The following is a 25,772-nucleotide window of genomic DNA, read 5'->3' as shown; positions in this document are numbered from 1 at the left end:
GGCCGGTCCTCCGGGGCCGGAGACCGGGCCGGGCGAACCGGTCTATGCCGGTCCCGGGGCCGGCTTCCCGTCCACGTACGTGGCGACGACCTCGATCGCTCCGATCCGCGAGGGGTCGACCCGCCGCGGGTCGTCGCCCAGCACGGCGAGGTCCGCCCGGCGGCCCGGGGCGAGGGTGCCCGCGCTGTCGTCCCAGTGGCAGGCGAAGGCACCCGCGACGGTGTGGGCGTACAGGGCCTGTTCCACCGTGATGCCCTCGTCCGGGCCGATGAGGCGGCCCGACGCGGAGGCCCGCTCCACCATGAACTGGACGGCCCGCAGCGGTGATCCGTCGGTGACGGGCCGGTCGGAGCTGCCCACCAGGGTGACGCCCCGGTCGAGGAACCCGCGGCCCCGGTACAGCCAGGGGGCCCGGTCCGCGCCCATGACGGCCGCGTAGTCGTCGCCGAAGGAGCGCAGGAAGTTCGGCTGGACCACCGCGCTCACACCGAGGCGGGCGAAGCGCACCAGCTGGTCGGGCCGGATCAGGCCGGCGTGCTCGATCCGGTGCCGGGCGGTGGGGCGGGGTTTGCGCCGCTGTGCCTGTTCCAGGGCGTCCAGGGCCAGATCGGCGGCGCGGTCCCCGATGGCGTGCACGGCGAGCTGCCAGCCGGCGAGGTGGCCGGCGACGATGGTCTCGGTGATCCGCTCGGGTGTGTCCTGGAACTCGCCCGCCCGGTCGGTTCCTTCGTAGGGGCGGGTGAGTGCGGCCGTGCGGGCCATCATGCCGCCGTCGGTGTAGACCTTGAGCGCGCCGAGGGAGAGCCAGTCGTCGCCGAACCCGGTGCGCATGCCGAGGTCGAGGGCGCGGGGGATCCCGTCGGACGCGTGCGCGGCCACGGGCCGCAGGGTGTCTGCGGCTGCCATGAGCTGGACCCGCAGCGGCAGCCTCCCCCGGTCGCGCAGGAGTTGGTAGGCGCCGAGTTCGACCGGGCTGTTGCCGAGCAGTCCCCCGCCGATGCCCGCCTCGGCGCAGGCGGTGACGCCCTCGGCGAGGCAGGCGCGGCCGGCGTGCTCGATGGCGTCGGCGAGTTCCTCCTGCGAGTGGGGCAGGCGCAGCCGCCGGGCGGTGGTCATGGCGCTCTCGGCGAGGAAGCCCTCGCCGTGGGCGAGTTCGCCGGGGAGGAGCTCCAGGACCGCGCCGTTGACCACGCAGCCGTGCCCCGAGTCGTGCAGCATGAACACCTTGCGGCCGTCGCTGACCTTGTCCAGTTCGGCGGCGGTGAGGTGCCGGCCGAGGGCCCGCTGGTCGTAGCCGACGAGGTCCACCCACGCGTCCCGCGGTGTGCGGGCCACCGCCTCCGCGACGACGGCGAGCACGTCCTCGACGCGCTCGCAGGGAGCCACGCTGGGGGTGACCGCCTTCATTCCGGTCCAGGCCAGGTGCACGTGGGAGTCGATGAACCCGGGCAGCACGGTGGCGCCCCGGAGGTCGACCACCTCGCGGGCGGGCAGTGCGGTGACGGCCTCGTCCAGGCCGACGATCCGGCCGCGCCAGATGCCCAGGTCGTGGGCGACGGGGCGGTCGGGGTCCATGGTGAGGAAGGTGGCGTTCGTCAGCCTGGTGCAGAGCATGGGTGCCGGTCCTCAGGGGGTGGGGGCCGTGCGGGAGGCCGGCACCGGTACGCGGCCGTGGGCGACGATGGAGCCGAGGATCTCGCCCACCCTGACGGCGGTGTTCGACAGCAGGGACGAGGTGATGCCGTGGGTGTGCTCCGTTCCTCCCTGGAGGTAGATCCCGCAGCGCAGTTCGGGCTCGCTGTCGACACGGTAGTCACGGGCCACCCGGACGCGGCCGAGGTCGTCGCGCCGGCAGTACTTCTCGACGTCCCCGAGCAGTCCGAGGCCGTCCGCCGAGCGGTATCCGGTCGCGTAGACCAGCACGTCGGCCTCCAGGGCCTCCTTCTCCCCCGTGACCAGCGATTCGACCGTGACGAGCACGTTGTCGGGGGTCTCGGTGGCGTCCGCGAGCCGCGACACCTTCAGGAAGCGCAGCCGCTCGGTGCCGAGGACCTTCTCCTGGTACTCCTGCCGGTAGAGGTCGTCGATCAGATCGATGTCCACCACGGAGTAGTTGGTGTTGGCGTGGTACTCGACCAGCTTGCGCTTGATCTCCTCGGGGGCGGTGAAGTAGTCGTCGACCGCCGAGGGGTCGAAGATGCGGTTGGCGAAGCCGCTGTCGTCGGCGGGGCTGTAGCCGTAGCGGGAGAAGACCGCGCACACCTCGGCCCGGGGGAAGGTGCGGTGCAGGAAGGACACGTTCTCGGCGGCGCTCTGGCCGGCGCCGACGACGACGAACCGGGACGGGTCCGCGTTCCCGAGCTCCGCCACGCGGTTCAGCAGTTCCGAGGTGTGCCAGACGCGCTCGGTGCGCTCCACGCCCTCGGGCATCTGCGGCCGCAGACCGGTGCCGATCACCAGGTTGCGCGCCCGGTGGACCACCAGTTCGGTGCCGGAGCGGGCGGTGACGTCCAGGTACTCGATCGCTCCGTCGCGCAGGACGGGACGTACGGCGACGACCTCGGACCCGTAGGAGACCATGTCGTCGACCTTGGCCGCGGCCCACTCGAAGTAGTCGTGGAACTCCACGCGCAGCGGGAACAGGTTCTTGTGGTTGACGAAGTCGATCAGGCGGCCCCGGCTCTGGAGGTAGCAGAGGAAGCTGTACTCGCTCGCCGGGTTGCGCAGTGTCACGAGGTCCTTGAGGAAGGACACCTGCATCGTGGCGTCGTCGATGAGCATGCCGCGGTGCCAGCCGAAGCGGGGCTGCTGCTCGAAGAAGTGGGCGGTGACCGCCTCCTGCGGTCCGACGCCGGCGTTGTGCTCGCTGAGCGCGATCGCCATGGCCACGTTCGAGGGGCCGAAGCCGATGCCGATGAGGTCGTGGATCAGTGGCGCATCATCGGACAGATCCTGTGACATGTCACTCCCAATCGTGCGGGGGGCAGCCGATTGCCGTGCGTGGGGGAACCGGGGGCAGGGCACGCCGAAGGAGCGGAGCCCGGGGGGAACTTAGGGAAGGCTAACCTGATGTGATGGAGCTGTCGATGGGCAAATCAGATCGAGTCGCCGTCGACTTCCGGCTGAACTGTCTTCAAAAAAGGGGGCGTTGCACACTTAGGTAAGGCTTGCTTTACTCATTTTGAAACTTGTCGCCGCTCCAAGGAGGAACCCCATGCGGGTCGTCATGTTCGGCTATCAGACGTGGGGGCACCGCACCCTGCAGGCCCTGCTGGAGTCCGAACACGAGGTCGTTCTGGTCGTGACGCACCCCAAGAGCGAGCACGCGTACGAGAAGATCTGGAGCGACTCGGTCGCCGACCTCGCCGACGACCACGGCGTCCCGGTGCTGATCCGCAACCGCCCCGACGACGAGGAGCTGTTCACCCGGCTCAAGGAGGCGGAACCGGACATCATCGTGGCGAACAACTGGCGCACCTGGATCCCCCCGCGCATCTTCAACCTGCCCCGCCACGGCACCCTCAACGTGCACGACTCACTGCTGCCGAAGTACGCCGGCTTCTCGCCGCTGATCTGGGCACTGATCAACGGCGAGCCCGAAGTGGGCGTCACCGCACACCTGATGAACGACGAGCTCGACGCGGGCGACATCGTCGTCCAGCGCGCCGTCCCGGTCGGCCCGACGGACACCGCCACCGACCTGTTCCACAAGACCGTCGACCTGATCGCACCGGTCACCGTCGGCGCCCTGGGCCGGATCGCCGCGGGCGAGACCGAGTTCACCCACCAGGACCGGTCGCAGGCCAGCTTCTTCCACAAGCGGTCGGCCGAGGACATCCGCATCGACTGGAACTGGCCGGCGGAGGACCTCCAGCGGCTCGTCCGCGCCCAGTCGGCCCCCTACCCGAGCGCCTTCACCTTCCACCGCGGCAAGCGTCTCGAGGTGGTGGCCGCGGTCGTCTCCGAAGGACGCTACGGCGGCACGCCCGGCCGCGTGTTCTACCGCGAGGGCGAAGGGGTCGTGATCGTGGCCGGGGCCAACGCCCGCACCGGACGCAACCACGGTCTCGTCATCACCAGGGTGCGCACCGAGGACGGCGAAGAGATGCCCGCCACCGACTACTTCACCACCATGGGCGGGTACCTCACCAGCCGGTGAGCCGCGACGTCGACCCGGGCGCCGGGAGGCGCCGCCGCCCGGGCGTCGACCTGCGAACGCCTGCATGACCATGGTTCGAGCTACTAGAATTCGGCCGGACCAGGCGCGATGCGGGGGGTCAAGTGGACGCATTGATACCGGGTGACCCCGTGCGGGTCGGGCCCTACCACGTCGTCGCACGACTCGGCAGCGGGGGCATGGGCCGGGTCTATCTGGCCCGGACGGCCGGCGGCCGCAGCGTGGCCGTCAAGGTGGTGCATCCGGAGCTGGCCCGGGATCCGGAGTTCAGGCGCCGGTTCGCCCGTGAGGTCGCCGCCGCGCGGGCCGTGGACGGGAGGTTCACCGCCCAGGTCCTCGCCGCCGGCGTGGACGACCCGACGCCGTGGCTTAGCACGGTGTTCGTCCCCGGGATGTCGCTCGCCGAGGCGGTGGCCGAACACGGCCCGTTCCCCGAGGCCTCGGCGCTCGCCCTGGCCCGCGGGCTGGCGGCCGCGCTCGCGGCCGTGCACGCCGCCGGACTGGTGCACCGTGACCTGAAACCGTCCAACGTGCTGCTGGGCCCCGACGGACCCCGGGTGATCGACTTCGGCATCTCGCGGGCCACCGAGGCGAGCGCCCTGACCCGGACCGGGATGACCGTCGGCTCCCCCGGCTTCATGTCCCCGGAACAGGCCTCCGGCGGCGTGGTCGGCCCCGCCTCCGACGTGTTCTCCTTCGGGGCGGTGCTGGCCTTCACCCTCAGCGGCGAGAGCCCCTTCGGGACCGGCGCCACTCCGGCGCTGCTCTACCGGGTCGTGCACTCCGAGCCGAGGCTGGAGGCCCTCTCCGGGGTCGCACTGGACCTCGTCGGGCGCTGCCTCGCCAAGGACCCGGCCGCGCGGCCCTCCCTGGAAACCCTGTTCGCGGAGCTCTCGGTCGAGGCGGACGACGGCCGCCCGGTCGGTTCAGGCTGGCTGCCGGCCCCCGTCGCGCACAGTCTGCTCGCACGCGCCTCCTCGGCGCTGGAGGCGGACTCCGACCCCTCGCTGACGGCCACCGCGCCCCCTCGGTACGCCCCGACGCGGGTGGATCCCGGCGCCGCGGCCGTGCCGCCGGCCGCCCTGCCCGGATACGGACCGCGCCCGCCCACGGCCCGCGCCCGGCTCCGTAGGGCACCGTTCATCGCCGCCGCGGCCGTGGTGGCTGCCGCGGCGATCGGGGCCCTGGCCTACACGGCCGCGCAGAACGGGAAGGACCCGGGCGGGCACTACGTCTCCCAGGACGAGAACGGCGGCACTCCCACGGATCCGGCGCCGGAGAGCACCGACCCGCTCGACGGGTGGTCCATGTCGGACGAGGCGGACGTCCAACTGCCCACCGGATACGGCATCGACGCCGCCGACTTCACGGAGCCGAAGGCGGGCGACGGTTTCGACGTGGACCTGCACCCGAACTGGGACCTCGCGGGGGACGACATCCTGCTGCTCAAGTCCGGGGATTCCGAAGTGAACAGCGACTGCCTCGCGGACGAACGGGCCTCCGGCTACGGGTCCCTGGTCGAGGACGCCGAGTGGGGCGTCGACGACATGATCTGCGTCCGCGTCTCCTCCGACCTGCTCCTCGTCCTCCAGGTCACCCACATCGAGGACGGCCAGGACGACTACCTGGAAGCCGTCGCCAAGGTGTGGAAGCGGGAGTGACCCGCTCGGCCGGCGCCATGATCACCGCCGGTAAAGTGGTGCGGAAAGTCCCTTATGACTTCCGACAGTTCACCGCACGCCCCACCCACCCCACCCACCGAAGCGGCCCATACCTGTGACCGACATAGACCGAGCACCCATCGACGACACGCACTTCGGCGCGATCACCGTCCGCCAGCACGGCCAGGACCGTCTCGAGGTCGCCGGCGAGGCGATCCCCCGCGTGACCCTGGAGCGCGATCCGGCGGCGGAGGCGGACCCGCAGATCGCCATCGGCACCCGTGACCCGGCGCACCTGACGCTGCGGGTCGACGGCACGGAGGCCGGGCTGCTGCCGGCGAAGGGCCGGTTCACCCGGCACTCGTACCGCGTGGACGTGGAGTACGGCGGGGCGCACTACCGACTGGTGCCGGACTCCGTCCCCAGCAGCCGGCTGACCCGCGACGGCCTGCACCTGGGCGACTTCTCCTCCGACGGCGACGAGACGGTCCTCGCACAGTGGCGGGAGGACCGCGAGATCCGGCCGGCGGACGCAGCGATCGGCTACGCCCTGGCCTCGGCGTTCGGCACGGGCGGCCAGCCCATGTGGATGATGATCGCCGACGGGGTGGCCGGAGCGCTTCCCTAGGGGGTGTCTTGTCGATCGGGCCGGCCCCAAGTCGCACCATCCCGGGGCCGGTACGGCGTCAGTCTCGTTCGAAGCAGTGCGTGCGGCCGATGACGGCGAAGCCGCGGCGCTCGTACCAGTGGCGCGGCCAGTCCGTGGTGTCGGCGGTCAGGAAGCGGAAGTCGCAGCCGTGGTCGGCGGCCCGGCGCAGGGCGCCGGCCAGAACGGCGTCGGCGTATCCGCGCCCGAGGTGGGCCTCCGAGGTGATCAGGTCCTCGATCTGGGCCGTGCCGGTGGTCCGGTCGACGTAGAGATCGGCCCATGAGGCCACCTCGCCCGTCTCCGCACGGGCACCGATGAACCGCACGATGTCGGCGCCGCGCAGCCGGACCTCCCGGCGGTCGACGAGCTGGCGCAGGACCTCGTCGCCGACGTCCGGGAGGAAGCCCCGCCAGCGCCGGGTCAGGGGGACGCGCAGCGCGTCGAGGTCCACCTCCTCGGCGGGTCCGCCGTCCGGCACCGGCCCCGTGTGCAGCATGACCAGATAGCTGGAGTGCGTGTATCCGGCCCTGATCAGCGGCTCCGCGCACGCCCGGCCGGTTTCGTCGTCGAGGACGGAGACCAGCCGGTGCGGCAGGTGCCCCAGGGCTTCCTCCGCGAGGGCCGGCAGCGCCTCGGGGTCGACGGCCGCGTCGATGACGACCTGGTTGTTCGCGCGGGAGTGCGCGAACGCCTCGTCGTGGGCGGCGAACCCGCCGGGAAGCTCCGTGGTGCGCGCCGCCTGGCGACGGGCGAAGTCCGACAGGAAGGCATGGACGCGCTGGAGGTCTGGGCTCGGCATGGGGGCGAGCCTATGCGGCCGGGGAGGCCGTACGCCTTCGAATACCGCGCGGAACCCTCACAGGCGGAGGATGAGCAGTGCCGTGTCGTCCGTGACGCCGACCGGGGGGATGAGTTCGGCAGCAGGGCGTCGGCGAGGGCGTCGGGGGTGTCGGTGCGGTGTCGCACGATGGCGTCGGTGAGCCGGCCCAGGCCGACGTCGATGTCCTCACGGCGGCGTTCGATGAGTCCGTCGGTGTAGAGGGCGAGGAGGGAGCCTTCGGTGAAGGGGACCTGGGCCTCGGGGCGGCGGGTGTGTTCGGGCCGGGCGCCGAGCGGGGGGTCCGTGGCCCGGTCGAGGAAGGTGACGGTCCCGTCGGGGTGGCACAGTACGGGAGGCGGGTGGCCGGCGCTGCTGTAGGTGAGGGTGCGGTTCTTCCAGTCGATGAAGACGGAGACGGCGGTGGTGGACTCGGCGCCCTCGATGTCGCGGGCGTACAGGCCGAGGACCTCGAGGGCCTGGGCCGGGCCCTCGGCGACGCGGGAGGCGGCCGACAGGGCGCTGCGGAGCTGGCCCATGACTCCGGCCGCGCCGAGTCCGTGCCCGACGACGTCACCGACGGCGAGGGCGGTACGGCCGGGCTGGTCGACGAGGTCGTACCAGTCGCCGCACACGTTCAGGGCCTCGGTGGCGGGCCGGTAGCGCACGGCTGCCCGGTGGTGGCCGAGCGGGTGGGGTGCGGGCAGCAGCGACTCCTGGAGGTGGAGGGCCACCTCCCGCTCGTGGGCGTGGGTACGGCGCAGGCGTTCGTTGACCGCCTGGAGTTCCCGGGCCCGGGTGTAGAGCTCGGCCTCCAGGACCTCGGCGGCCCGGTCCCGGCCGCTGGGGCCGCCGCGGGCGCGGATCAGTTCGGTGACCTCCTCCACCCGGTGCAGCAGGAGGGCGACGGCTCCGTCGGGGGCGAGGACGGGGACGTTGACGGGGCTCCAGTAGCGCTCCTGCCAGACCCCGGACCGGTCGGGGGACTCCACGTCGTAGCGCTGCACGGCCATGGTGTCGGGCTCGGCGGTGGCCGCGACCCGTTCCAGGGAGGCGCGCAGGTTGCGCATGCCGCTCGCCGCCGGATCGGTGGGGTTGTCGGGGAAGACGTCGAACAGGTAGCGGCCGATGATCTGCTCGCGGGTGCGGCCGGAGGTCACCAGGAAGGACTCGTTGACGTCCACGTACACCAGGTCGGGCGTCAGCAGCGCGACCGCGCCCGGCAGGGCTTGGAAGACAGCCTGATAGTCGATCCCGGATCCGTCCACGTCCACCTGTTCGCGCGCCACCGCCCGGTCATGGGGTCGCTTCCACGATAGGTGCGACCGCGCGGGGCGTGCCCGCCGTCGGCCCGGTCATTGTGGCGTTCGGCTCAATGACCGGGGCCGGTGCGCGCGGGCCCGGCAGGGATCAGGGCGCGATCGGCAGCTGTCGCTTGTGCTCGGTGAGGCGGTAGCGGGCGACGATGGCGGCGAAGGCGGTCCCCTCGACGGGCTTGCCCTCGAGGAGGTCGTCGATGTCGTCGTAGGTGACGCCGAGCGCGTCCTCGTCGGGCTTGCCCGGATCCAGCGTCTCCAGGTCCGCGGTCGGCGTCTTGTGCACCAGCTCGGACGGCGCGCCCAGTTCCTCTGCGACGGCCCGTACCCGGCGCTTGGTGAGACCGGTGAGCGGCACCACGTCGGCCGCGCCGTCACCGAACTTGGTGAAGAAGCCGGAGACCGCCTCGGCGGCGTGGTCGGTGCCGACCACGAGGCCCTCGTGCGCGCCCGCCACCGTGTACTGGGCGATCATGCGCTGCCGGGCCTTGATGTTGCCGTGCACGAAGTCCTGGTGGCGCGCGTCGCGGAACACCGTGCCACCGGCCAGCGCGGCCTCCAGGGCGGCGTCGCTCGCGGCCTTCACGTCCACGGTCAGGACCCGGTCGGCGCGGATGAACTCCAGCGCCAGCTGCGCGTCCTTCTCGTCGGCCTGGACCCCGTACGGCAGCCGCATCGCGAAGAACGTCGCTTCGTGCCCGGCGGCGCGGGCCCGCTCGACGGCGAGCTGGCACAGGCGGCCCGCGGTCGTGGAGTCCACGCCGCCGCTGATGCCCAGGACCAGTGCGCGCAGGCCCGTGGAGGTCAGCCGGTCGGCGAGGAAGGCCACGCGGCGCTCGATCTCCTGCCGTGCGTCGAAGGACGCGCTCACCTGGAGATCCCGGGCGATCTCCTGCTGCAGGGATATGGACGCCAGGTCGGTCACGGTTGCTCCTCGATCGGGCCCGTGCGCGGGTCGGCACGCGCCGCCCGGCCGGGGTCACACTCACGTGTAAGGGACGGAAGCACTCTAGAGGAAGACCGGGAGGCCGCGGCCCGGAGGCCGGACGATCCGGTGGCGGCCGGCCGCGGGGGCGGGGCCGGGCGGGGCCGGGCCGGCCCGGCCACCTCCACGGGGAGGTGTCGGTGGCGCGTGCGACGATGCGAAGCATGATCGTCTCGCTCGATGCCCTGGTGCCCTCCTCCCGTCCGCACGCCTCGACGACCTACGCCGACTGGGTCGACGCCCACGACCCCGGCGCGGCCGGGTTCGCGCGGGAACTGATGGAGGAGATGTACACGGAGCTCGGCCGGTCCCGGGACAGGCCCGGCCGGTTCGTGGACACGATGACGGTGCGGGCGCGGCGGCTGCCGGTCGCGCACCTGCCGTGGTTCTGGGACACGGTGGGCCATCGGCTGATCGGTCGCGGGAGCCGGCCGGGCGGGCGGGCCTACGCGGCGGCGCGCGCGGCCGAGGCCGAGCACGGGCTGCCGGTGGATCCCGGCTACCGCCGGGCCAACGCACTGCTGTTCGCCGCGGGCGGAGCCATGCCGGCCAAGGAGTTCGGGGCGCATCAGCGCTTCCTCGCCGACACGCTGGATCCGGCGGCGGCGCACACGGCGCTGGAGGCGTTCCTGACCGCGTGGGCGGGCTCGCGGGCGGACCTGCCGGCGGATCTGGTGCGCCGGGTGCGCGCTTCGGCGAAGGCGGCCGGGCGCGGGGACGGCGAGGCCGCGCGGATGGTGGGCGCGATCCTGTCGGTCACCCGCGAGAAGTCGGTGCCGGAGGCGCTGCTGACGGCCGCGGACCTCGTCCTCGCGGCCCATCCGCCGGCGGACGACGTCCTGACCGGACTGGTGGAGGTCTTCCCGACCGGGGCCGGCGGCGGGGCCTGGCTGCGCATGCTGATCGGCTGCGGCGCGGCGGAGGCGATGGAGAGCGGACGCGTGGTGCCGGAGGGCGGGCTGCCCCGCTGGGTCGGGCACTTCGTCCGCATGTACCAGTACGCGCTGCAGTCCGGCGGCGGAGTCGCTCGGCAGCAGCTGCCGGGGGAATTCCTCGACCTGGTGGGCCGGTTGGGGCCGCGGCTGCGGGCGGCGGGCACCCCGGTCGCCGTGCACACGACCCGGTACCACTACCAGGGCTTCGACGCGGACGTGCTGGACGCCTGCCTGGCGGCCGGGGTCGCGGTGGTCGACCCCGGCCCGGAGGTCCGGATGCGGTTCTGGGGCGAGCGGTCCCGGCGGGACCTCGCCGCACTGGCCGCCGATCCGGTGTTCGGCTCCCGGCTGGAGGGGACGGTCCATGCCGGTCTGTTCCCCGAACAGTGGACTTCTCGCGGGCGCCGCTCCGGGTCCGCGGTGACACTGCTGCCGGGCAACGAGGGCGTCGCGCACGAGGTGGCCGGGCGGGTCGGCAAGCTCGTGGACACGGTCGCGGGCGGCGGTATGGCGGGGGCCGAGGAGGCCGTGGCCGAGCTGGAGAACCTGCTGGACCGGCCGACGGTGACGGCCCTCGGCGGGATCGTCGACGCCCTGGCCGGGGCGGACGCGGCGGGTGCGCTGCGGCGCTCGCTGGCGGCCGGGCTGCCGGAGGAACTGGCCTGGCCGGCCCTGGAGTCGGTGTACGCCGGGTTCGCGCAGTCCGCGGCGGCCGATGCGCCGGAGGGGACGGCGGACGGGGCTCCGGAGAGAACGGCCGACAGGGCGCTGCCGGGTGTCGCCGGAGTGACCTGCACCTGGCCGGTGCTGACGGTGTTCGGGCGGGACCGGGCGGTCGCCGTCGCCCCGGACGGGCAGCGGGGCTCCTGCCGGTTCACGGTGCCCGAGGACGCGACCATGTTCGCCGTGCACTACGTGGGCGGCTCCTTCCTGGTGAGTTGGACCCTCAAGCCGAACCCGTACTACTGCGACACCGCCGTCTGGGCCGAGCGCCCCGCGGAGCCGTTCGCTCCGGAACAGGTCGGCGGGCTCGTGCCGTTCGGCGGCAGCCTGGAAGGGGCGTACGGCTTCCAGTTCGAGTCCGCCGACGGGGGCGGGCGCCACAGCGGCCTGCGCGTCCTGCGGCCGGGCGGCACCGGGGGCATCGACAGCGAGGAGCTGCTGCTCGGCGACGGCTCGCGGATCTGGACCAACGACGTCTACGGCAGGCAGCCGTGGGAGGTGGTGGACGCGGTCACCGGGGAGCGTCGGGGGGCCGTGCCCCTGCCGGACTTCCCCGGCCGCGCCCCGAGCGCCGATCCCGCCGCGGAGCCGTCCGAGACGGGGATGAGCCTGGCTTCGGAGGCGCTGCAGCTGGCGCCGCTGCCCGCCGGGCTGTCCGGCTCCCCGCTGGGCAGCCGGGACGGGCTGGTCGGGACCCGGGTGCTGTTCCGCACCCGGCACCGCGACCACGCGCCCGACCACTACCTGGTGGAGAGCGTGGACGGGCGCACGGCCCGGTTCGACATCGACCGGCCGGGTCAGGAGCCGTGGGGGCTGTGGGCCGCGCCGGAGGGCGCGGTGGAGGACGTGGTCCTCGCCGAGGCGCAGACCCGTACGGGCGTGCGCGCGTACACCGCCGACGGGGTGCTGCTGTGGGAGCTGGACGGGCACCGCTCGCCCAGGCACCCCCGGGTGGGGCCGGTCCGCGAGGTCACCGTGTCGGGGGGCGTGGCCCTGCCGCCCGCCTACTGGTACCTGCTGCGCACGCGTGACGCGGCCGGGTCCCGGGCGCTGCGGAGCGTGGGACCGCGGACGGCGCAGGCCCTGCTGGCCGCCGCCCGCACCGGCGCCGGGGCGCTGCGCGCCGCCGTGGCCCGGGAGTTGCCGGAGGTCACCGACCGGGTCCTGGTCGAGGCCGTCGTGGCGGTCGCCGGACGGGCGGCCCGCGTGGAGGAGCGGCGGCGCGCCCTGCACCGGCGCGTGTCCCTGCTCGCCGAGGCCCCGCCGGCCGCGCTGCGCCGGTCCGCGCGGGACACCGAGCTGCTGCCCGCGCTGTTCGGGCTGGTCCCGGAGCCGGAGGCCGATGCGCATCGGCGGACCGCGGACGTGGCCCTGCCGGCGACGCTCGGCGCACTCGCCGCCGACGGCGCCTGCCTGGCGGGGACGATCGTGGAGGAGGTGCGGCGGCTTTCTCCGCCGGCGCCGCCGCGCGACTGGTCGCAGCTGCTGGGCTCGGTCGGGGCCGCGGCGTGGCGGGCGGCGGTGGCGCCGACCCCGGATACGGAACGGGCCGCGCTGCTCGCGCTTCTCGACACCTGGGCCGAGCAGCCGTTCGCCCGTGCGGGCAGCGGGTGGTGGGTGGGCCGCGCGGCCGACTCCGTGGCCCTGGACGGGCTGCGGGCGGGCGGGACCGCCGTGGCGTCCGCCGCGGTACGGTCCGGGGGGTCGGAGTGCTGGTTCGTGGCGCCCGCCACCGGGGACCCGGAGGGTGACCCGGTGGCGGCGGCCTTCCCCGGGGCGCGCCCGGTCCGGATCCGGTGGGACGACGCCGCCCGGCTCCGGGCCCTGGTGGCGGCGGTGGAGACGCACGGTCCGGTCCCGCTGCCGGAGTCGGCGGCGGCGCGGTTCGCGGAACTGACCGGTGTACGGCGGGCCGTGGCCCGGCTCGTGGTGGCCGGCCTGGTCGGCCGGCCCCACCGGGACGAGGACCGCGACCTCGCGCGCAGGGCCCCGTACCGGGCGAGCGCGATGACCGCCGAAGCGTACGGGGAGCTGCGGGCGCGGCTCGGGGCCGCCGGACAGCGGGCCGTCCTGGCCGCAGGCCTGCCCGAGGACCCGGCCGAGCTGTGGCGTCCGGGCGGGGTCGACGCCGCAGTGGAGCGGATGGCCGGGGTGTGGAGCGAGTTGCTCGGGTCGGTGCCCGCCGTGCACGACGGGGCGGCCGATGCCCTGGAGGCGGACCTGGGGCTCTCGGAGGTGTGGGCCCGTCGGCTGGCGGGCGGGTACGGGGCCGCGGCGGACGCCACCGTGGAGGCGGCCGGCTGGGAGCTGGCGGCCACGCGGTACGGCATCGGGGTGGAGGTCCGGGCCGTGCCCCCGGCCGGGCCCGAACTGCCGTACCGCACCCCGGTGGGCCTCGATCTCGGTCGGATGGCGGCCGCGCTGGTGTGGGCCTGGACGGACCGGCCCGTCGGGGATCCCGCGGTGGCCGGTGCGATGGCCCTGTACGAGCGGCTGCGCGCCGAGCTGGCCCGTCCGGAGCTGCTGCTGGCACTGCCCGGCGGGCGGGTCCAGGACACCTCGGCGCGGATCGCGGAGCGGTTCGGGCCCGGGCGGCTGCCGGTGGCAATGGACGACCGCGAGGAGGAAGGCCCGGTTCCGGTGACCGCGTACGACTCCGGACCGCTGGTGGTGTGCGCGCCCGGCGGTGCCGCCTTCCTGCGGCCGGCGCCGGTCGCCGACCCCGAGGTGTGGCGGCGGGTCCGCGAGGTCACCGACCTCGCCGAGGAGCTGGACCGGGTGGAGCCGCTGCTGGCCGGTGGCGGGCTGGAGCGGATGATGCTCCGGGCCCGCTCCGGTCCGCTGCCGGCCGGTGCGTACGAGGCGGATCCGCGGCGGTCCTGCCCGGAACTGGTCACGCGGGTGGCGGCGGAGCTCGGCGTCGGCGCGGACGCCGCGTCGCTGTACCTCCAGGTGGCGGCACTGGCCGCGCCCACCGACCGGAACGTGCGGCGGTGGAACGGCTGGTCCGCCAAGCGGCACAAGGAGGTCCTGGCGGAACTCCTCGGTACGGGCGCGGTCATGGAGGCCAAGCGGGCGCGGGCGGGCCGGACGGTGTTCCTCCCCGGGGAGTGGACCGAGCTGAAGGCCCCGAACCTGCCGCTGGAGGCGGTGAAGCTGGCGAGCCACCGGGTGCGCCCGCTGTGGAGCAACTCGGTCCGTGCCCCCTTCGGCCGGGTGCTGCCGACGGCTCCGCTGCACGAGATGTTCGCGGAGGCCTGGGAGCGGAGGTCCGCCGACCGGAACCGTGCCCCGCGCACCTAAATCGGGTGCGCGCGGGCTCCCGCATTGGCAGGCTGCCCCGGTGAATCGCGAACAGATCTCCGGAATCGCCCATGCCGACCACCCCATCAAGGCACCGCTCGACGACGCGTCGGTACGCCGACTGCTCGACCACGGCGTCCTGCGCGGCGACGAGCGGGTGCTCGACCTGGGGTGCGGCACCGCGGAATGGCTGCTGCGCGCCCTGGCCGCGCACCCGCGCCTGCACGCCGAGGGCGTGGACGTCTCCGAGGAGTCCATGGAGCAGGCCCGCCGGTCGGCGGACCGGCTCGGCCTCCGGGAGCGTCTCGTCCTCCACCACCGGGAGGCCGCGGACTTCGTCTCGGCCGAGCCGTTCGACCTGGTGCTGTGTGTCGGGTCCAGCCACGCCTTCGGCGGTCTGCTCCCGACCCTCGCCGCGATCCGCAAGCACCTGGCTCCCGGCGGGCGCGTGCTGATCGGTGAGAGCTTCTGGGACCGTACGCCGTCCCCGGAGGCCGCCGAGCTCTTCGGTGAACTCGACGACCTCGCGACCACCGTGGACCGTGTCGTCGCCGACGGATGGACCCCCGTCCACGGCCATGCGAGCACCCGCCAGGAGCTGGACGACTACGAGTGGGCCTGCTGGGGCTCGCTGGCCTCGTGGGCTCTCGACCGCCCCGGCGATCCGGACGGCGCCGTCGCTCTCGAGACCGCCACCGCCCGGCGCACGGAGTGGCTGCACTCCTACCGGGACAGTTTCGGCTTCCTCTCCCTGGTCCTGCGTCCGACCACCGCCTGAGACGCGCGTCCGGCGGCGTGGCCGGTGTCCTGTCGGTCGAGCGCCGCCCGACCGGCAGGACAACCCGCTACGCGAGGCCGTCGGCCACCAGGCCGGCGAGGACCGCCTGGCCGAGGGCCTGCACGGCGGACTGCGGGCGGACCATCACGGTGAACTCCTTGATCCGGTCCGCTCCGTCGAAGTGGAGCAGGTCGATGCCGTGGATCTCCCGGCCGTCCACCGTGGCGCGGAAGAGCAGGATCTCGGCCGGGGCCTGCGCGCCGTCGGCGCTGGTCCCGGCCGCGCCCTCGAAGCGGCCGACGTACCGGAAGTCCTCGAAGACGCGCAGCAGGACCCCGAAGAGCCCAAGGACCATGGGGCGGCCTTCGAAGGGGGTGAACTTCACCGGGCTGTAGAGCCGCACGTCCTCGGTGAACAGGTCCTCCAGCGCGGCGAGATCCCGCTTCTCCACGGCAGCGCGGAAGCGTTCGGCAGTCTCCATGACCCCTCCTCATACTCATGAATCTGACTAGTCACTTTCATGAGTATGATGCAGGGGTTGACGAGCAAGGGGAAGGGGCGGCCGCGATGACCTTGCGACATGCCGTGCTGGCGGCGCTGCTGGACGGCGAGTACAGCGGATACGAGCTGGCGAAGTCCTTCGACATCGGCGTCGCGAACTTCTGGCACGCCCTGCCCCAGCAGCTCTACGCCGAGCTGGCCAAGCTGGAGAAGGCGGGTCTGGTCGAGGGCCGCGAGGTGGTCCAGGAGACACGGCCCAACAAGCGCCTCTTCCGGGTCACCGAGGCCGGCCGGACCGAACTGGAGGAGTTCGCCGCGGCCCCGCTGAAGTCCTCGGTCATCCGCGACGACCTCCTCGTCAAGGTCCAGACCGCCGACCGGATCGGCATCGAGCCGGTGATCGAGCAGCTCGAGGCGCGGGCGGTCGCCTCCGACGCCAAGATCGAGTTGCTCGGCAAGGTGCTGCGCAAGATGCGCGGCGACATGGACGAGAACGAGTTCCTGCTCCACGGCGAGCGGATCGGCGGGTACCTGACCGGCCTGCGCGGCCTCGCCTTCGAACAGGGACACCGCGACTGGTGCCGCCGGAGCGCGGCGATCCTGAGGGAGAGGCTGACCCGTGCCGAACGGTGAGTACCTGCGCTACGTCGCCCTGGGCGACAGTCAGACCGAGGGCCTCGGGGACGGGGACGACACCGTGGGACTGCGCGGCTTCGCCGACCGGTTCGCCGAGCACCTCTCCGCCGCCAACCCCGGTCTGCAGTACGCCAACCTGGCCGTCCGGGGGCGTCTCGCGGGGCAGGTCCGCGCCGAACAGCTGGGCCCCGCCCTGGCCCTGCGCCCCGACCTGGCCACCGTCGTCGCGGGGGTCAACGACATCCTGCGGCCCCGGTTCGACGCGGCGGAGGTCGCCGCGCACCTGGAGGAGATGTTCGCCGCGCTCACCGCCACCGGGGCCCGGGTGGCGACCGTGACCTTCCCGGACCTCGGGAAGCTCGTGCCCCTCGCCCGTCCCGTCGCGCCCCGCATCGCGGATCTCAACGACCGCATCCGGGCGGCGGCCGCCCGCCACGGGGTGGCCGTCGCCGAGACCGCCCGCCCGGCCGCCGTGACGGACCCTCGGATGTGGACCGATGACCGCCTGCACGCCAGCTCCGTCGGCCACGAACGGATCGCCGCGGCCCTGGCCCACGCCGTCGGCCTGCCCGGCAGCGACGACACCTGGACCCACCCGCTGCCCCCGCTGCCGACCGCCGCTGCCGGCTCGGGCGTGGCGGCCGAACTGCGCTGGGCGGCCGCCTTCCTCGGCCCCTGGCTGGGCCGCCGGCTCCGCGGCCGCTCCTCCGGCGACGGCCGCACCGCGAAGCGCCCCGCACTCCTGCCGCTGGGCGCCACCACCGGCACGATGACGGAATCGCCTTGAGTCTCCAGTGACTGGAGACAGCAGAGTGGGAGGCATGGACGCGACGACCCTCCACTCGATCGGGGAGCTCTCCCGGCGGACCGGCCTGCCCGTGCGGACCATCCGGTTCTACTCCGATGCGGGGGTGGTGGCGCCCACCACCCGAAGTCCCGCCGGCTACCGGCTCTACGACCTCGACGCACTGCTCCGTCTGGAGCTGGTCCGCACCCTGCGCGAGCTGGGCATGGACCTGTCCACGATCCGACGGGTACTGGACCGTGAGCTCACGGTGGCGGAAGTCGCCGCGGCGCACGCCGATGCCCTGGACGTCCGGATCCGGGCGCTGCAACTGCGTCGGAGCGTTCTGCGGGCCGTGGCCGGAGGGGGATCCAGTCCCGAGGAGACCACACTCATGCACAGGCTCACGCAGTTGTCCGGCGAGGAACGCCGACGGTTGATCGACGATTTCGTGGACGGCACCTTCGGCACGGTGGATGCCGACCCGGCCGCGGTGGCCATGGTTCGCGCCGCCACTCCCGACCTCCCCGATGATCCCTCCAGCGAGCAGGTCGCCGCGTGGGCGGAACTCGCCGGGCTGGTCGGCGACGAGGACTTCCGGTCCCGGATGCGCCGGACGGCCGGGGGCCGGGCCTCCGGGTGTCCGCCGGACATCGAGAAACGGGCCGGCCAGGAACTGATGGAGCTCACCCGCCGGCAGGTGGCCGAGGCGATGGAGTCGGGCATCGACCCGCTCGGCGACGCGGCCGCACCTGTCGTCGACGACCTTGTCCACCGATTCGCCGAGGTACTCGCGCGCACCCCCGACACGGAGTTCCGGGACTGGATGGCCCGGCAGTTCGAAGAAGCACACGATCCCCGGGTGGACCGGTACTGGCGGCTGGTGTGGATCGTCAACGGCTGGCAGGTGGTACCGAACCTGATCCCCGTGCACCCCTGGCTCGTCCGGGCGCTGCGGAACGCCCCTGCCGCGTAGTCACCGCGGTGGGCACACCGCCCCGGGTCGGCGACGGGTGGGGTCGACGACGGGCCGGGTGGCACCGGACGCGAGGGCGAGGATGTCGCCGACCGCTTCGCGCAGGCTCGGGAAGTGACGGTGCACACCGTCCACCGCCACCGGCCCGTTGACCCCCCACACCGTCATCCCCGCACGCAGCCCGGACTGAACCCCCGAGGGGGCGTCCTCGACGACCAGGCAGTCCTGCGGCCGCGCACCGAGCCGCGCGGCGGCCTGCAGATAGGGCACGGGCGACGGCTTGCCCTCCTCGACGGCGGCCGCGTCCACGAGGACCTCCGGGACCGGCAGGCCGGTCCGGGCGAAGCGGCCGCGCACCCGGTGCTCGTAGTTCGAGGTCACCAGCGCCCAGCCCCCCGGCGCCAGGGCGTCCAGCAGTTCCGCGGCGCCGTCGAAGGCCGTGTAGACACCGGAGCGGACGTCCTCGTCCTCCAACGCGTGCAGCGCGGCCAGACACTCCGCCGGATCCCGGTCCGGAGCGACCTGCGCGAAGGTCTCCATCGGCCTCGTCCGCAGCGCCACCCGGTGGACCTCATCGGGGTCCAGCCCGTACCGCTGCGCCCACGTCCACCAGACGCGGCGCTGGTTGTCGACGGCATCGATCAAGGTGCCGTCGACATCGAACAGGACGTACTTCACGGCGCCGGAACGGGGCGGTTCGCTGATCACGCCCCGATCATGCCATCGGGCCCCGATCATGCCATCAGGCCCCGGGCAGGATCTCGCGGGCAGGAGTCCGGGAGGGGGCTTCGGAGGGCGGGACGTTCACCGCCTGCGCGGCCACCATCCCGTCCGCCTCCTGGAGCCGCGCGGCCCCCGCTCGGACATCAGGGGTGGCGCCAGGGCGAAGACGACCGTGATGTGCGCGCCTCCCCGCGGCCCCTGGGCGATCCGCATCGAGCCGCCGGTGACGGCCGCGGCCCTGCGGGCGATGTCGAGGCCGAGCCCCGAGGATCCGGTGCTGCTCCCGCGGGAGAGGGCCCGGTCCGGTTCCGGGATGCCCGGCCCGGAGTCCTCCACGAGCAGCTCGACGGCCTGGGCGGTGCGGACGACGCGGACGCCGAACGCGGTGCCGGGCGGGGTGTGGCTGAAGACGTTGCCGATGAGCGCGTCGACCACGGCCGCGATGTCGTCGTCGCTGAGGCTGACGGCCGTGGGTTCCTGGGTGAGATCGAGTGTGCAGGACCGGTTCTGCTGCTCCGCCAGGACCGCCCAGAAGGCGGTCCGCCGCCGGACGACCTCGGCGGCCTCGCAGCGGGGACCGTCCTTCGGTCCCGTCCCGGTCGCCTGCTGGACCGCGGGCGTTTGCGCACTGCGCAGGCCGTGGCCCATGGGGCCCACGGCGAGCGGTGTCCGCGCCGCCGTGATGATGGCCTGCAGTTCCGTCTCCAGCGCGTGCACCGCCGCCTCGACCCTGGCCGACTCCGGCGTACCGGCCATCCGTTCCGATGCCAGGTGCAGGGCGGTCAGCGGGGTGCGCAGCCGGTGGGACAGGTCGGCGACCAGTTCGCGCTCGATGGCGAGCAGTTCCGTCATCCGGTGGGCCATGGCGTTGAAGGCGTCGCCGGCGTCACGCAGTTCCTTGGGGCCCATGGGCTCCACACGGGTGTCCAGATTGCCCTGACCCAGGGTGCGCGAAGCCTGGGCGAGCTTCTTGGAGGACCGGACGACCTTGGCGCCGAGCCGGTCGGCGACCAGCACGGAGCCGCCGACCAGGCCGACCGCGAGCAGGAGCATGACGGCCCAGGATGCCTTGACCCCGCGGGTCAGTTCCTCGTCGGGGACGAAGTTCTCGATGACGGCGACGCGGTCGCCGGGGAGCACGACCGGCTGCAGGCAGATCCATCCGCGCGGAATCTTCTGGGAGATGGACTCGCGTCCGCGCTGGGCCCGTTCGAGCAGGGTCGCGGGCGCCTGGGAGTCGCCGAGGGTCTGGGCGTCCGGCAGATGGACGACCAGGTGCTCGGTCGCGTCCAGACCGGCGGCGGATTCCCGCAGCGCGGACGGGTCCGTGGTGAGGGTGAGGACGGGCGCCAGGGCCGCGGCGCGCTGCTCGGCCGCGGTGACGCTCTGCTCCTTGACCAGGGACATCACCAGGGCGCCCAGGGGTATGAGGAAGGAGAGGGCGACCATGGACGTCACTGCGAGCGCCACTCCGGCCAGTGAACGTCTCACCGGGGTGCCACCAGTTTGATGCCGACGCCGCGGACCGTCAGCAGGTAGCGGGGGGCCGCCGCGCGTTCGCCGAGCTTGCGGCGCAGCGACGACAGGTGCACGTCGACGGTCTGGTCGTCCACGTACGGCTCGCGCCAGACCTCGGTCAGCAGCCGGCGTTTGGAGACGACCTGGCCGGTGTGGTGGGCGAGGAAGGCCAGGAGGTCGAACTCCCGCCGGGTGAGGTGGAGCTCCCGCCCGGCCAGGTACGCGGTGCGCGCGCCGGGGTCCACCGCCAGCTCGCCCACGGTGGTGGCGCGCAGCGGTTCGGCGGCCGGCGCCGGCCGCGCGCCCTGCGCGGCACGGGAGGTGCCGGCAGGGGCGACGTGGCTGGTGCGCCGCAGGACGGCGGAGAGGCGTGCGATGAGCTGTCCCCCGGAGAAAGGCTTGACCAGGTAGTCGTCGGCGCCCGCGTTGAGGAGCTTGATGATTTCGGTCTCGTCGTCGCGGGCGGTGGCGACCAGGACGGGAACGGAGGATATGCCCCGGATCATCCGCAGTGCGTCTCCCCCGTCCAGATCGGGCAGTCCGAGGTCGAGGACCACCGCGTCGACGGGCGTCTGGGTGACCTCGCGCAGGGCGCCGAACCCGTCGCCCACGCTCCGTACGGCATACCCGTGCTCCGCCAGGACCTCGATGAGTGACTGGCGGATGCTGGGGTCGTCTTCCACGACGAGGACGCTGGGCATGGGCACACCTTAGGGGTTCGGTCCGAGATCCCCGTCAGGAGGCGGCGAACGTCGGACCGTCGTCGGTGATGCGCAGCTGTACGGGGCGGTCGGCGACCGGAATGGTGCAGCCCTCCTCCGTGCTGCAGCTCGCGTACCCGAGCAGGACCGTCGCGTTCCCTTTGCCGTCGGCGCGGATGGGCAGGGTGGTGGTGACGGGGCCGTCCGGGTAGACGGGCACCGGGGCGTCGACACCGGGCACGCTGATGGTCCGTACGTCGGCGGCGGCGGTCAGCTTCCCGTCCGCCTTCAGGGCCCCGGTGACACCGACCGCGGTCGGTCGGCCCACGCCCTCTATCCCAGTGAGGGGGAGGTCGGTGCTGTAGAGGTGGAACCCCTTCTCCTCGGGGGTGAAGACCGCTGTCAGAGTGCCCTTCGGGGCGTGCCAGTCGGACACCGAGAGGGTGACGGTGACCCCGTTCTCGGTGAAGCGCGTCGTGGGCGGCGGCGCGGTGGCGGCGCTCCCGGTGGACTGTTCGCCGCACGCCGTGAGGGCGGCCAGGGAGAGGACGGCGACCGCGGTCCGGAGCGTACGGGAATGCCGCATGCGCGGGGAAACGTTCATCTGTGTCTCTGTGCCTCTTGTGTCGGGGAATCGAATCTGTTCGAGATCTTGCGGGCGGGCCGGACCCGCTCACACGGCCGTGGTGAAGTCCGCGCTCCACAACTGCAGCCGGTACACCAGGTCGTTCCACACTCCGGTGGCCAGCAGTACGCCGACGAGCACGAGCATGCCGCCGCCGATCCGCAGGACCCACGGGTAGTGCCGCTTGACCAGCCCGAAGGCGCCCAGCGCGCGCCGGAAGGCCAGGGCGGCCAGGACGAACGGCAGCCCCAGGCCGAGGCAGTACGCCGCCATCAGCAGGGCCCCGCGGAGCGCGCTGGCCTCGCTCCAGGCCAGCGCCTGCACGGCGGCCAGCGTCGGGCCGATGCACGGGGTCCAGCCGACCGCGAACACCGCCCCCAGCACCGGGGCTCCGGCCAGTCCGAGCGCGGGACGCCGGTGGCTGCGGAACTCCCGCTGCGTGAATCCCGGCAGGAACCCCATGAAGGAGAGCCCCATCAGCACGGTGAAGACACCGAGCACCTGGGTGATCACCTCCTGGTGTGCCAGCAGGGTGCGGCCGAAGTACCCGAAGAGGGCGCCCCCGGAGACGAGCACCGCGGTGAATCCGAGGACGAACAGCAGCGCGCCGACCGCCATCCGGCTGCGCCGCCCGCCGCGGGCCTCCGCAAGGTCGGAGACCGACAGGCTGGTCACGTAGCTGAGGTAGCCCGGTACGAGCGGCAGTACGCACGGCGAGAGGAAGGAGACGAGGCCCGCGAGGAAGGCCACGGGAGCGGCGACGGCCAGGGCCCCGTGGAGGAGGGACGGGGTGTCGGCGGCGAGCGTCACACCCGCCATCCCCATTCCGGCGCCCATGCCCATGCCCGTGCCGGTCGTCATGACGTTTCCTCCATCACCCTGGCGAGCAGGGGCCTCAACTCGTCCTCGGTGACCGCGCCGCCGATGCTGACGGCGATGCGTCCCCGGCGGTCGATCACGAGGGTCGAGGGGACGGCCTGCGGGTTGAGGAGCGCGGGAGGGAAGCGGAGCAGGAGCTCCCCGGTCGGATCGTGGAGGCTGGGGAAGCCCAGGCCGTGCGCGCGTACGAAGGAACGTGCCGCGGCGCGGTCCGGGTCACGGGTGTTGATCCCGAGGAACCGGACACCTCCGTCGCGGGTCTGCCGGCTGATCCGCTCCAGGTCGTCGGCCTCCGCCCGGCACGGCGCGCACCAGGACCCCCAGACGTTGAGCACGACGACGTGCCCCCGGAGGTCGGCGAGGCCGACCGGCCTCCCGTCCAGGTCCTCGCCCGCCGTCCCGGGCGCGGCCGCCCGGTCGGCGGGGGCGATGACCGTGGCCTCGGCCGCGGCCCTGACCGCGCCCGGCGCCCCGGCCGCCGCCCCGGTGCGGCCGCCGTCGGCGGCGACCGGGCCGCCCGCTGCGAAGACACAGCCGGCCGCCGCCACCGCGAGGGCGGCTGCGGCCAGGACGGCGGTGCGCACCTCGGCCCGGCGCGGGCCCGGTCGTCTCACGAGGCCCACTGGCGCAGGAAGGAGTTGATCCCCTCGGCCGTCAGGGAGGGGTTGCCCGTGGCGTGCGTGTCGGTACGCACCTTGCCGGACGGCGAGACGACGATCAGCACGGGCATCTTGTAGCTTCCGCCCGAGGGGCTGTACTTGCGCAGGAGCGCGGAGTTGGCGGAGCTGTTGCCACCGATGTCGATCTTCACCAGGTGGTACGAGGCCCCGAGGATCGCCGCCGTCGACGGCTGGGCGAACACCTTGTCGGCGGCCTTGCAGTTGCCGCACCAGTTGGCCCCGAAGTCGAGGAGCACCATCCTCCCGTCGGCCTTGGCCGCGCTCAGCGCCGCGTCGATCAGCTTCTGGGCGTCGGCCGAACTGTCGTAGCCGGGACCGGGGATCCGGGCCGGGGCCGGCGCGGCGGACGTACGGGCCGGCTTGGGGGCGGCCGAAGAGCTCTGGGCCCGGGAGGGGGTCGGCGAGGAGCTGGGCGCCGTACTGGCGGACGCCGACGGCGAGGCGGACGCGCTCGCGGACGTCTCGGGGGACGCGGAGGCCGACGGCGAGGCGGAGGCGAGGGCCGGGGCGGACTGTCCGGCCGTGGCCGGCGAGGCGGAGCCGACGCTCTGGGACGACGGCCCGCAGGCGGCGCACAGACCCACCGCGACCACGGCCGCGGCGGCGAGCGGCAGCCGTGCCCCCAGGGGTGCGGCGGAGCCGGGCCGCACGGTGCGGGCGGCGGCACGGACGGGTCGGAGTATGCGAGAAGTCATGGCGAAGACACCCCAAGGCGCGGTGAGGACGACGGGACGGGCCGCAAGGCCCCCCGACTCGGTGAAGCCGACGGTCCTCCGGTTCGCCGGGGCGGGACGCCCGGGCGCCGAAGGCCGCTCGGCTGACGTGAGCATAGGACCGCTCCGGGCCGTCCGAACCCCCTGGGAGCGATCTTCAGGTTCCCCTAAGGAAGAGCTCACCTTCCGCTTCGCCGGAACCCGTCCGATGAGCACGCACAAGGAGAAGAATCCTGCGAAAAGGGATCAGTTGGGAATGAATTCGGCGAACCGGCCGAAGGGGGCAGTCGTCAGAACGACGTCTCGCGGACGCTGGCCTTGGCCATCGGCTCGATCGTCGCGGTGATGACCGACCGGTGGTCCCCGCTGGTGAACGTGACCGTCAGGGTGTCGTCGTCGGCCTGTGATGTGGTGGCCTTGAATCCACGGCCGGGGACCGCGGAGATCAGGCAGACGCCGCGGCTCCCGTACCGCACCGTGGCCTTGCCGCCCTGGGAGGGGATGGTGTGCAGACCCGGTCCGCCGTCCTCGCAGTCGACGCCGGGTTTGGGAGCGGTGGTCCGGGCGGCGCCCGAGGCCTTCGCGGACGGCGAGGGCGGAGCCGTGGGAGTCGGCCGCTCGGTCGCGGTGGGCGAGCCGCTCGGGGAGGCGGAGGCGGTCGGGGACGGCGGGCTCGGCGACGGGTCCTGATCGGCCAGCCATGCGGGCGGCGAGTCGAAGACCATGGGGGCGGACCGGGCCACCGGCGGCGTATGGCTGGTGGAACCGACCACGAACTGGACCGTGGCGAGCACGGCGGTCACGCTGGTGGCCGTGCACGACAGCCATATGAACAAGTAGCGCGGAAATCGAGGCACGGCCCCATAGTGGCGGACGAGCCGGGCCGCCCGTCACCGCCTCCCCCGCACGGCGTCGCACGCGGCCCCCTGCGCGAGGCGGGAGCGCACATGCCGACGTCCTCCTGACCCGGGTACGGGTCGGAGGACGTGTGCGGCCCGGCAGCGCCAGGGCCCGGCGGGCGTTCCCGGAGGGAGGCTCCCTACTTCGGCGCCCCGAAGTTCTGCGTCCACCACGGGCCGCCGTCGCCCTTGTGGACGCCGATGCCGATCTCCTTGAAGGCACAGTTGAGGATGTTGGCCCGGTGACCGGAGCTGTTCATCCACGCCTTCATGACCGCGTCGGCGTCCGACTGACCGCGGGCTATGTTCTCGCCCAGGCGGGACCAGGCGTATCCGGCGGCCTCCACACGGGAGGTCATGGTGGACCCGTCGGGTCCGGTGTGGGACATGACGCCGCTGCGGGCCATGGTGTCGCTGTACCCGCGCGCCGCGGCGTTCAGCTTCGCGTTCGCGGTCACGGGGCCGCAGCCGGCCGCGGCCCGCTCCTTGTTGACCAGGGCCAGGACCGCGGACTCGGAGTCGCCGTTGGCGCTGCCGGAACCGCCGGACGAGCCGCCGGACGAACCGCCCGAGGAGCCACCGGAGCTCCCGGAGCCCCCCGAACCGCCACCGGTGGTCGATGCGGACGTACGCGCGGGCTTGGCGGCCGGGCTCGACTTGGCCGGGCCGCCCTCCTCCGCCCCGGTCTTCGCCGGAGCGCTGGACTCCGCACCTTCGGCGGCAGGCGTTGCGGGCGGCAGGGAGCCCGTCGCGGCCGCGGCGTCGGCGGTGACTTCGGGGAGCGGCGCGGTGG

The 25,772-nt window shown here is 73.5% G+C and carries 22 protein-coding genes and 1 pseudogene; 8 read left to right on the top strand and 15 right to left on the bottom strand.

The annotated features are described in order from the left end of the window. Window positions 1–42: 42 nt before the first annotated feature. Entirely contained in the window at window positions 43–1,614 is a 1,572-nt protein-coding gene (locus ACWGE1_RS26945) for an amidohydrolase (RefSeq protein WP_453423056.1), read from the bottom strand. Window positions 1,615–1,626: 12 nt separating this feature from the next. Then, window positions 1,627–2,961, bottom strand: coding sequence for a lysine N(6)-hydroxylase/L-ornithine N(5)-oxygenase family protein (locus ACWGE1_RS26940; RefSeq protein WP_453423055.1), 1,335 nt, complete (start codon window positions 2,959–2,961; stop codon window positions 1,627–1,629). Window positions 2,962–3,214: 253 nt separating this feature from the next. Here ACWGE1_RS26940 and ACWGE1_RS26935 point away from each other — a divergent pair, with 253 nt between their 5' ends. From ACWGE1_RS26935 to ACWGE1_RS26925, 3 genes are all read left to right on the top strand, one after another. Further along, window positions 3,215–4,159, top strand: a complete 945-nt coding sequence (locus ACWGE1_RS26935) for a methionyl-tRNA formyltransferase (protein ID WP_453423054.1) — start codon at window positions 3,215–3,217, stop codon at window positions 4,157–4,159. Window positions 4,160–4,281: 122 nt separating this feature from the next. Next, complete coding sequence (locus ACWGE1_RS26930; protein WP_453423053.1) at window positions 4,282–5,838, top strand: serine/threonine protein kinase; 1,557 nt, start codon at window positions 4,282–4,284, stop codon at window positions 5,836–5,838. Window positions 5,839–5,953: 115 nt separating this feature from the next. Beyond that, the gene (locus tag ACWGE1_RS26925) at window positions 5,954–6,466 is read left to right on the top strand and encodes a hypothetical protein (RefSeq protein WP_453423052.1); all 513 of its coding nucleotides are present in this window, start codon (window positions 5,954–5,956) and stop codon (window positions 6,464–6,466) included. A gap of 58 nt (window positions 6,467–6,524) precedes the next feature. Here ACWGE1_RS26925 and ACWGE1_RS26920 read toward each other — a convergent pair whose 3' ends face one another. The 3 genes and pseudogenes from ACWGE1_RS26920 to nadE form a co-directional block, all read right to left on the bottom strand. Then, entirely contained in the window at window positions 6,525–7,286 is a 762-nt protein-coding gene (locus tag ACWGE1_RS26920; protein ID WP_453423051.1) for a GNAT family N-acetyltransferase, read from the bottom strand. 57 nt (window positions 7,287–7,343) lie between these two features. Beyond that, window positions 7,344–8,572, bottom strand: a pseudogene (locus tag ACWGE1_RS26915) (PP2C family protein-serine/threonine phosphatase). Between the two features lie 142 nt (window positions 8,573–8,714). Further along, window positions 8,715–9,545, bottom strand: coding sequence for an ammonia-dependent NAD(+) synthetase (gene nadE / locus ACWGE1_RS26910; protein WP_453423050.1), 831 nt, complete (start codon window positions 9,543–9,545; stop codon window positions 8,715–8,717). 224 nt (window positions 9,546–9,769) lie between these two features. Here nadE and ACWGE1_RS26905 point away from each other — a divergent pair, with 224 nt between their 5' ends. Together ACWGE1_RS26905 and ACWGE1_RS26900 are read left to right on the top strand one after the other, a co-directional pair. Then, window positions 9,770–14,566, top strand: a complete 4,797-nt coding sequence (locus ACWGE1_RS26905; RefSeq protein ID WP_453423049.1) for a hypothetical protein — start codon at window positions 9,770–9,772, stop codon at window positions 14,564–14,566. A gap of 40 nt (window positions 14,567–14,606) precedes the next feature. Next, window positions 14,607–15,344: an SAM-dependent methyltransferase gene (locus tag ACWGE1_RS26900; protein WP_453423048.1), complete on the top strand. Its 738-nt coding sequence runs from the start codon at window positions 14,607–14,609 to the stop codon at window positions 15,342–15,344. 67 nt (window positions 15,345–15,411) lie between these two features. On the opposite strand, the gene ACWGE1_RS26895 is transcribed toward ACWGE1_RS26900, so the two are convergent. Further along, window positions 15,412–15,825, bottom strand: a complete 414-nt coding sequence (locus ACWGE1_RS26895) for a nuclear transport factor 2 family protein (RefSeq protein WP_453423047.1) — start codon at window positions 15,823–15,825, stop codon at window positions 15,412–15,414. A gap of 86 nt (window positions 15,826–15,911) precedes the next feature. Here ACWGE1_RS26895 and ACWGE1_RS26890 point away from each other — a divergent pair, with 86 nt between their 5' ends. From ACWGE1_RS26890 to ACWGE1_RS26880, 3 genes are read left to right on the top strand one after another with little or no spacing between them, the layout of a single operon-like run. Then, window positions 15,912–16,478 (top strand): PadR family transcriptional regulator, encoded by a 567-nt coding sequence (locus ACWGE1_RS26890; RefSeq protein WP_327260546.1) that lies wholly within the window; start codon window positions 15,912–15,914, stop codon window positions 16,476–16,478. Continuing rightward, a complete protein-coding gene (locus ACWGE1_RS26885; protein WP_453423046.1) occupies window positions 16,465–17,268 on the top strand; it encodes an SGNH/GDSL hydrolase family protein in 804 nt (267 codons plus the stop codon). The genes ACWGE1_RS26890 and ACWGE1_RS26885 overlap by 14 nt, the downstream gene beginning before the upstream one ends. Before the next feature lie 34 nt (window positions 17,269–17,302). Continuing rightward, complete coding sequence (locus tag ACWGE1_RS26880) at window positions 17,303–18,241, top strand: MerR family transcriptional regulator (RefSeq protein WP_453423045.1); 939 nt, start codon at window positions 17,303–17,305, stop codon at window positions 18,239–18,241. On the opposite strand, the gene ACWGE1_RS26875 is transcribed toward ACWGE1_RS26880, so the two are convergent. The 9 genes from ACWGE1_RS26875 to ACWGE1_RS26835 form a co-directional block, all read right to left on the bottom strand. Next, window positions 18,242–18,949: an HAD family hydrolase gene (locus tag ACWGE1_RS26875; protein WP_453423044.1), complete on the bottom strand. Its 708-nt coding sequence runs from the start codon at window positions 18,947–18,949 to the stop codon at window positions 18,242–18,244. A gap of 96 nt (window positions 18,950–19,045) precedes the next feature. Next, window positions 19,046–20,455 (bottom strand): ATP-binding protein, encoded by a 1,410-nt coding sequence (locus ACWGE1_RS26870; RefSeq protein ID WP_453423043.1) that lies wholly within the window; start codon window positions 20,453–20,455, stop codon window positions 19,046–19,048. Continuing rightward, window positions 20,452–21,183 carry a response regulator transcription factor gene (locus ACWGE1_RS26865; protein WP_453423042.1) on the bottom strand — a complete coding sequence of 244 codons (732 nt, stop codon included), beginning with the start codon at window positions 21,181–21,183 and terminating at the stop codon, window positions 20,452–20,454. Before ACWGE1_RS26865 ends, ACWGE1_RS26870 begins: the two co-directional genes overlap by 4 nt. Window positions 21,184–21,217: 34 nt before the next feature. Beyond that, window positions 21,218–21,787, bottom strand: a complete 570-nt coding sequence (locus ACWGE1_RS26860) for a hypothetical protein (protein WP_453423041.1) — start codon at window positions 21,785–21,787, stop codon at window positions 21,218–21,220. Window positions 21,788–21,856: 69 nt separating this feature from the next. Further along, a complete protein-coding gene (locus ACWGE1_RS26855) occupies window positions 21,857–22,627 on the bottom strand; it encodes a cytochrome c biogenesis CcdA family protein (RefSeq protein WP_453423057.1) in 771 nt (256 codons plus the stop codon). A 38-nt stretch (window positions 22,628–22,665) separates the two neighbouring features. Next, complete coding sequence (locus tag ACWGE1_RS26850; protein ID WP_453423040.1) at window positions 22,666–23,301, bottom strand: TlpA family protein disulfide reductase; 636 nt, start codon at window positions 23,299–23,301, stop codon at window positions 22,666–22,668. Continuing rightward, on the bottom strand, window positions 23,298–24,062 hold the full coding sequence (locus ACWGE1_RS26845) for a thioredoxin family protein (protein WP_453423039.1): 765 nt from the start codon (window positions 24,060–24,062) through the stop codon (window positions 23,298–23,300). Before ACWGE1_RS26845 ends, ACWGE1_RS26850 begins: the two co-directional genes overlap by 4 nt. Window positions 24,063–24,370: 308 nt before the next feature. Next, window positions 24,371–24,937 carry a hypothetical protein gene (locus tag ACWGE1_RS26840; protein ID WP_453423038.1) on the bottom strand — a complete coding sequence of 189 codons (567 nt, stop codon included), beginning with the start codon at window positions 24,935–24,937 and terminating at the stop codon, window positions 24,371–24,373. Window positions 24,938–25,119: 182 nt separating this feature from the next. Next, window positions 25,120–25,772, bottom strand: a 653-nt coding sequence (locus ACWGE1_RS26835) for a CAP domain-containing protein (RefSeq protein ID WP_453423037.1), incomplete at its 5' end; no start/stop codon positions are given.

Source organism: Streptomyces sp. NPDC054932 (assembly GCF_053610205.1).
This window is presented reverse-complemented; position numbering and strand designations above follow the sequence as displayed.

Bases quoted from the DNA above. Each gene is read 5' to 3' on its own strand.
- ACWGE1_RS26945 (WP_453423056.1), bottom strand. From the start codon at position 1,614: ATGCTCTGCACCAGGCTGACGAACGCCACCTTCCTCACCATGGACCCC.
- ACWGE1_RS26940 (WP_453423055.1), bottom strand. From the start codon at position 2,961: ATGTCACAGGATCTGTCCGATGATGCGCCACTGATCCACGACCTCATC.
- ACWGE1_RS26935 (WP_453423054.1), top strand. From the start codon at position 3,215: ATGCGGGTCGTCATGTTCGGCTATCAGACGTGGGGGCACCGCACCCTG.
- ACWGE1_RS26920 (WP_453423051.1), bottom strand. From the start codon at position 7,286: ATGCCGAGCCCAGACCTCCAGCGCGTCCATGCCTTCCTGTCGGACTTC.
- ACWGE1_RS26905 (WP_453423049.1), top strand. From the start codon at position 9,770: ATGATCGTCTCGCTCGATGCCCTGGTGCCCTCCTCCCGTCCGCACGCC.
- ACWGE1_RS26895 (WP_453423047.1), bottom strand. From the start codon at position 15,825: ATGGAGACTGCCGAACGCTTCCGCGCTGCCGTGGAGAAGCGGGATCTC.
- ACWGE1_RS26890 (WP_327260546.1), top strand. From the start codon at position 15,912: ATGACCTTGCGACATGCCGTGCTGGCGGCGCTGCTGGACGGCGAGTAC.
- ACWGE1_RS26880 (WP_453423045.1), top strand. From the start codon at position 17,303: ATGGACGCGACGACCCTCCACTCGATCGGGGAGCTCTCCCGGCGGACC.
- ACWGE1_RS26865 (WP_453423042.1), bottom strand. From the start codon at position 21,183: ATGCCCAGCGTCCTCGTCGTGGAAGACGACCCCAGCATCCGCCAGTCA.
- ACWGE1_RS26860 (WP_453423041.1), bottom strand. From the start codon at position 21,787: ATGAACGTTTCCCCGCGCATGCGGCATTCCCGTACGCTCCGGACCGCG.
- ACWGE1_RS26855 (WP_453423057.1), bottom strand. From the start codon at position 22,627: ATGGCGGGTGTGACGCTCGCCGCCGACACCCCGTCCCTCCTCCACGGG.
- ACWGE1_RS26845 (WP_453423039.1), bottom strand. From the start codon at position 24,062: ATGACTTCTCGCATACTCCGACCCGTCCGTGCCGCCGCCCGCACCGTG.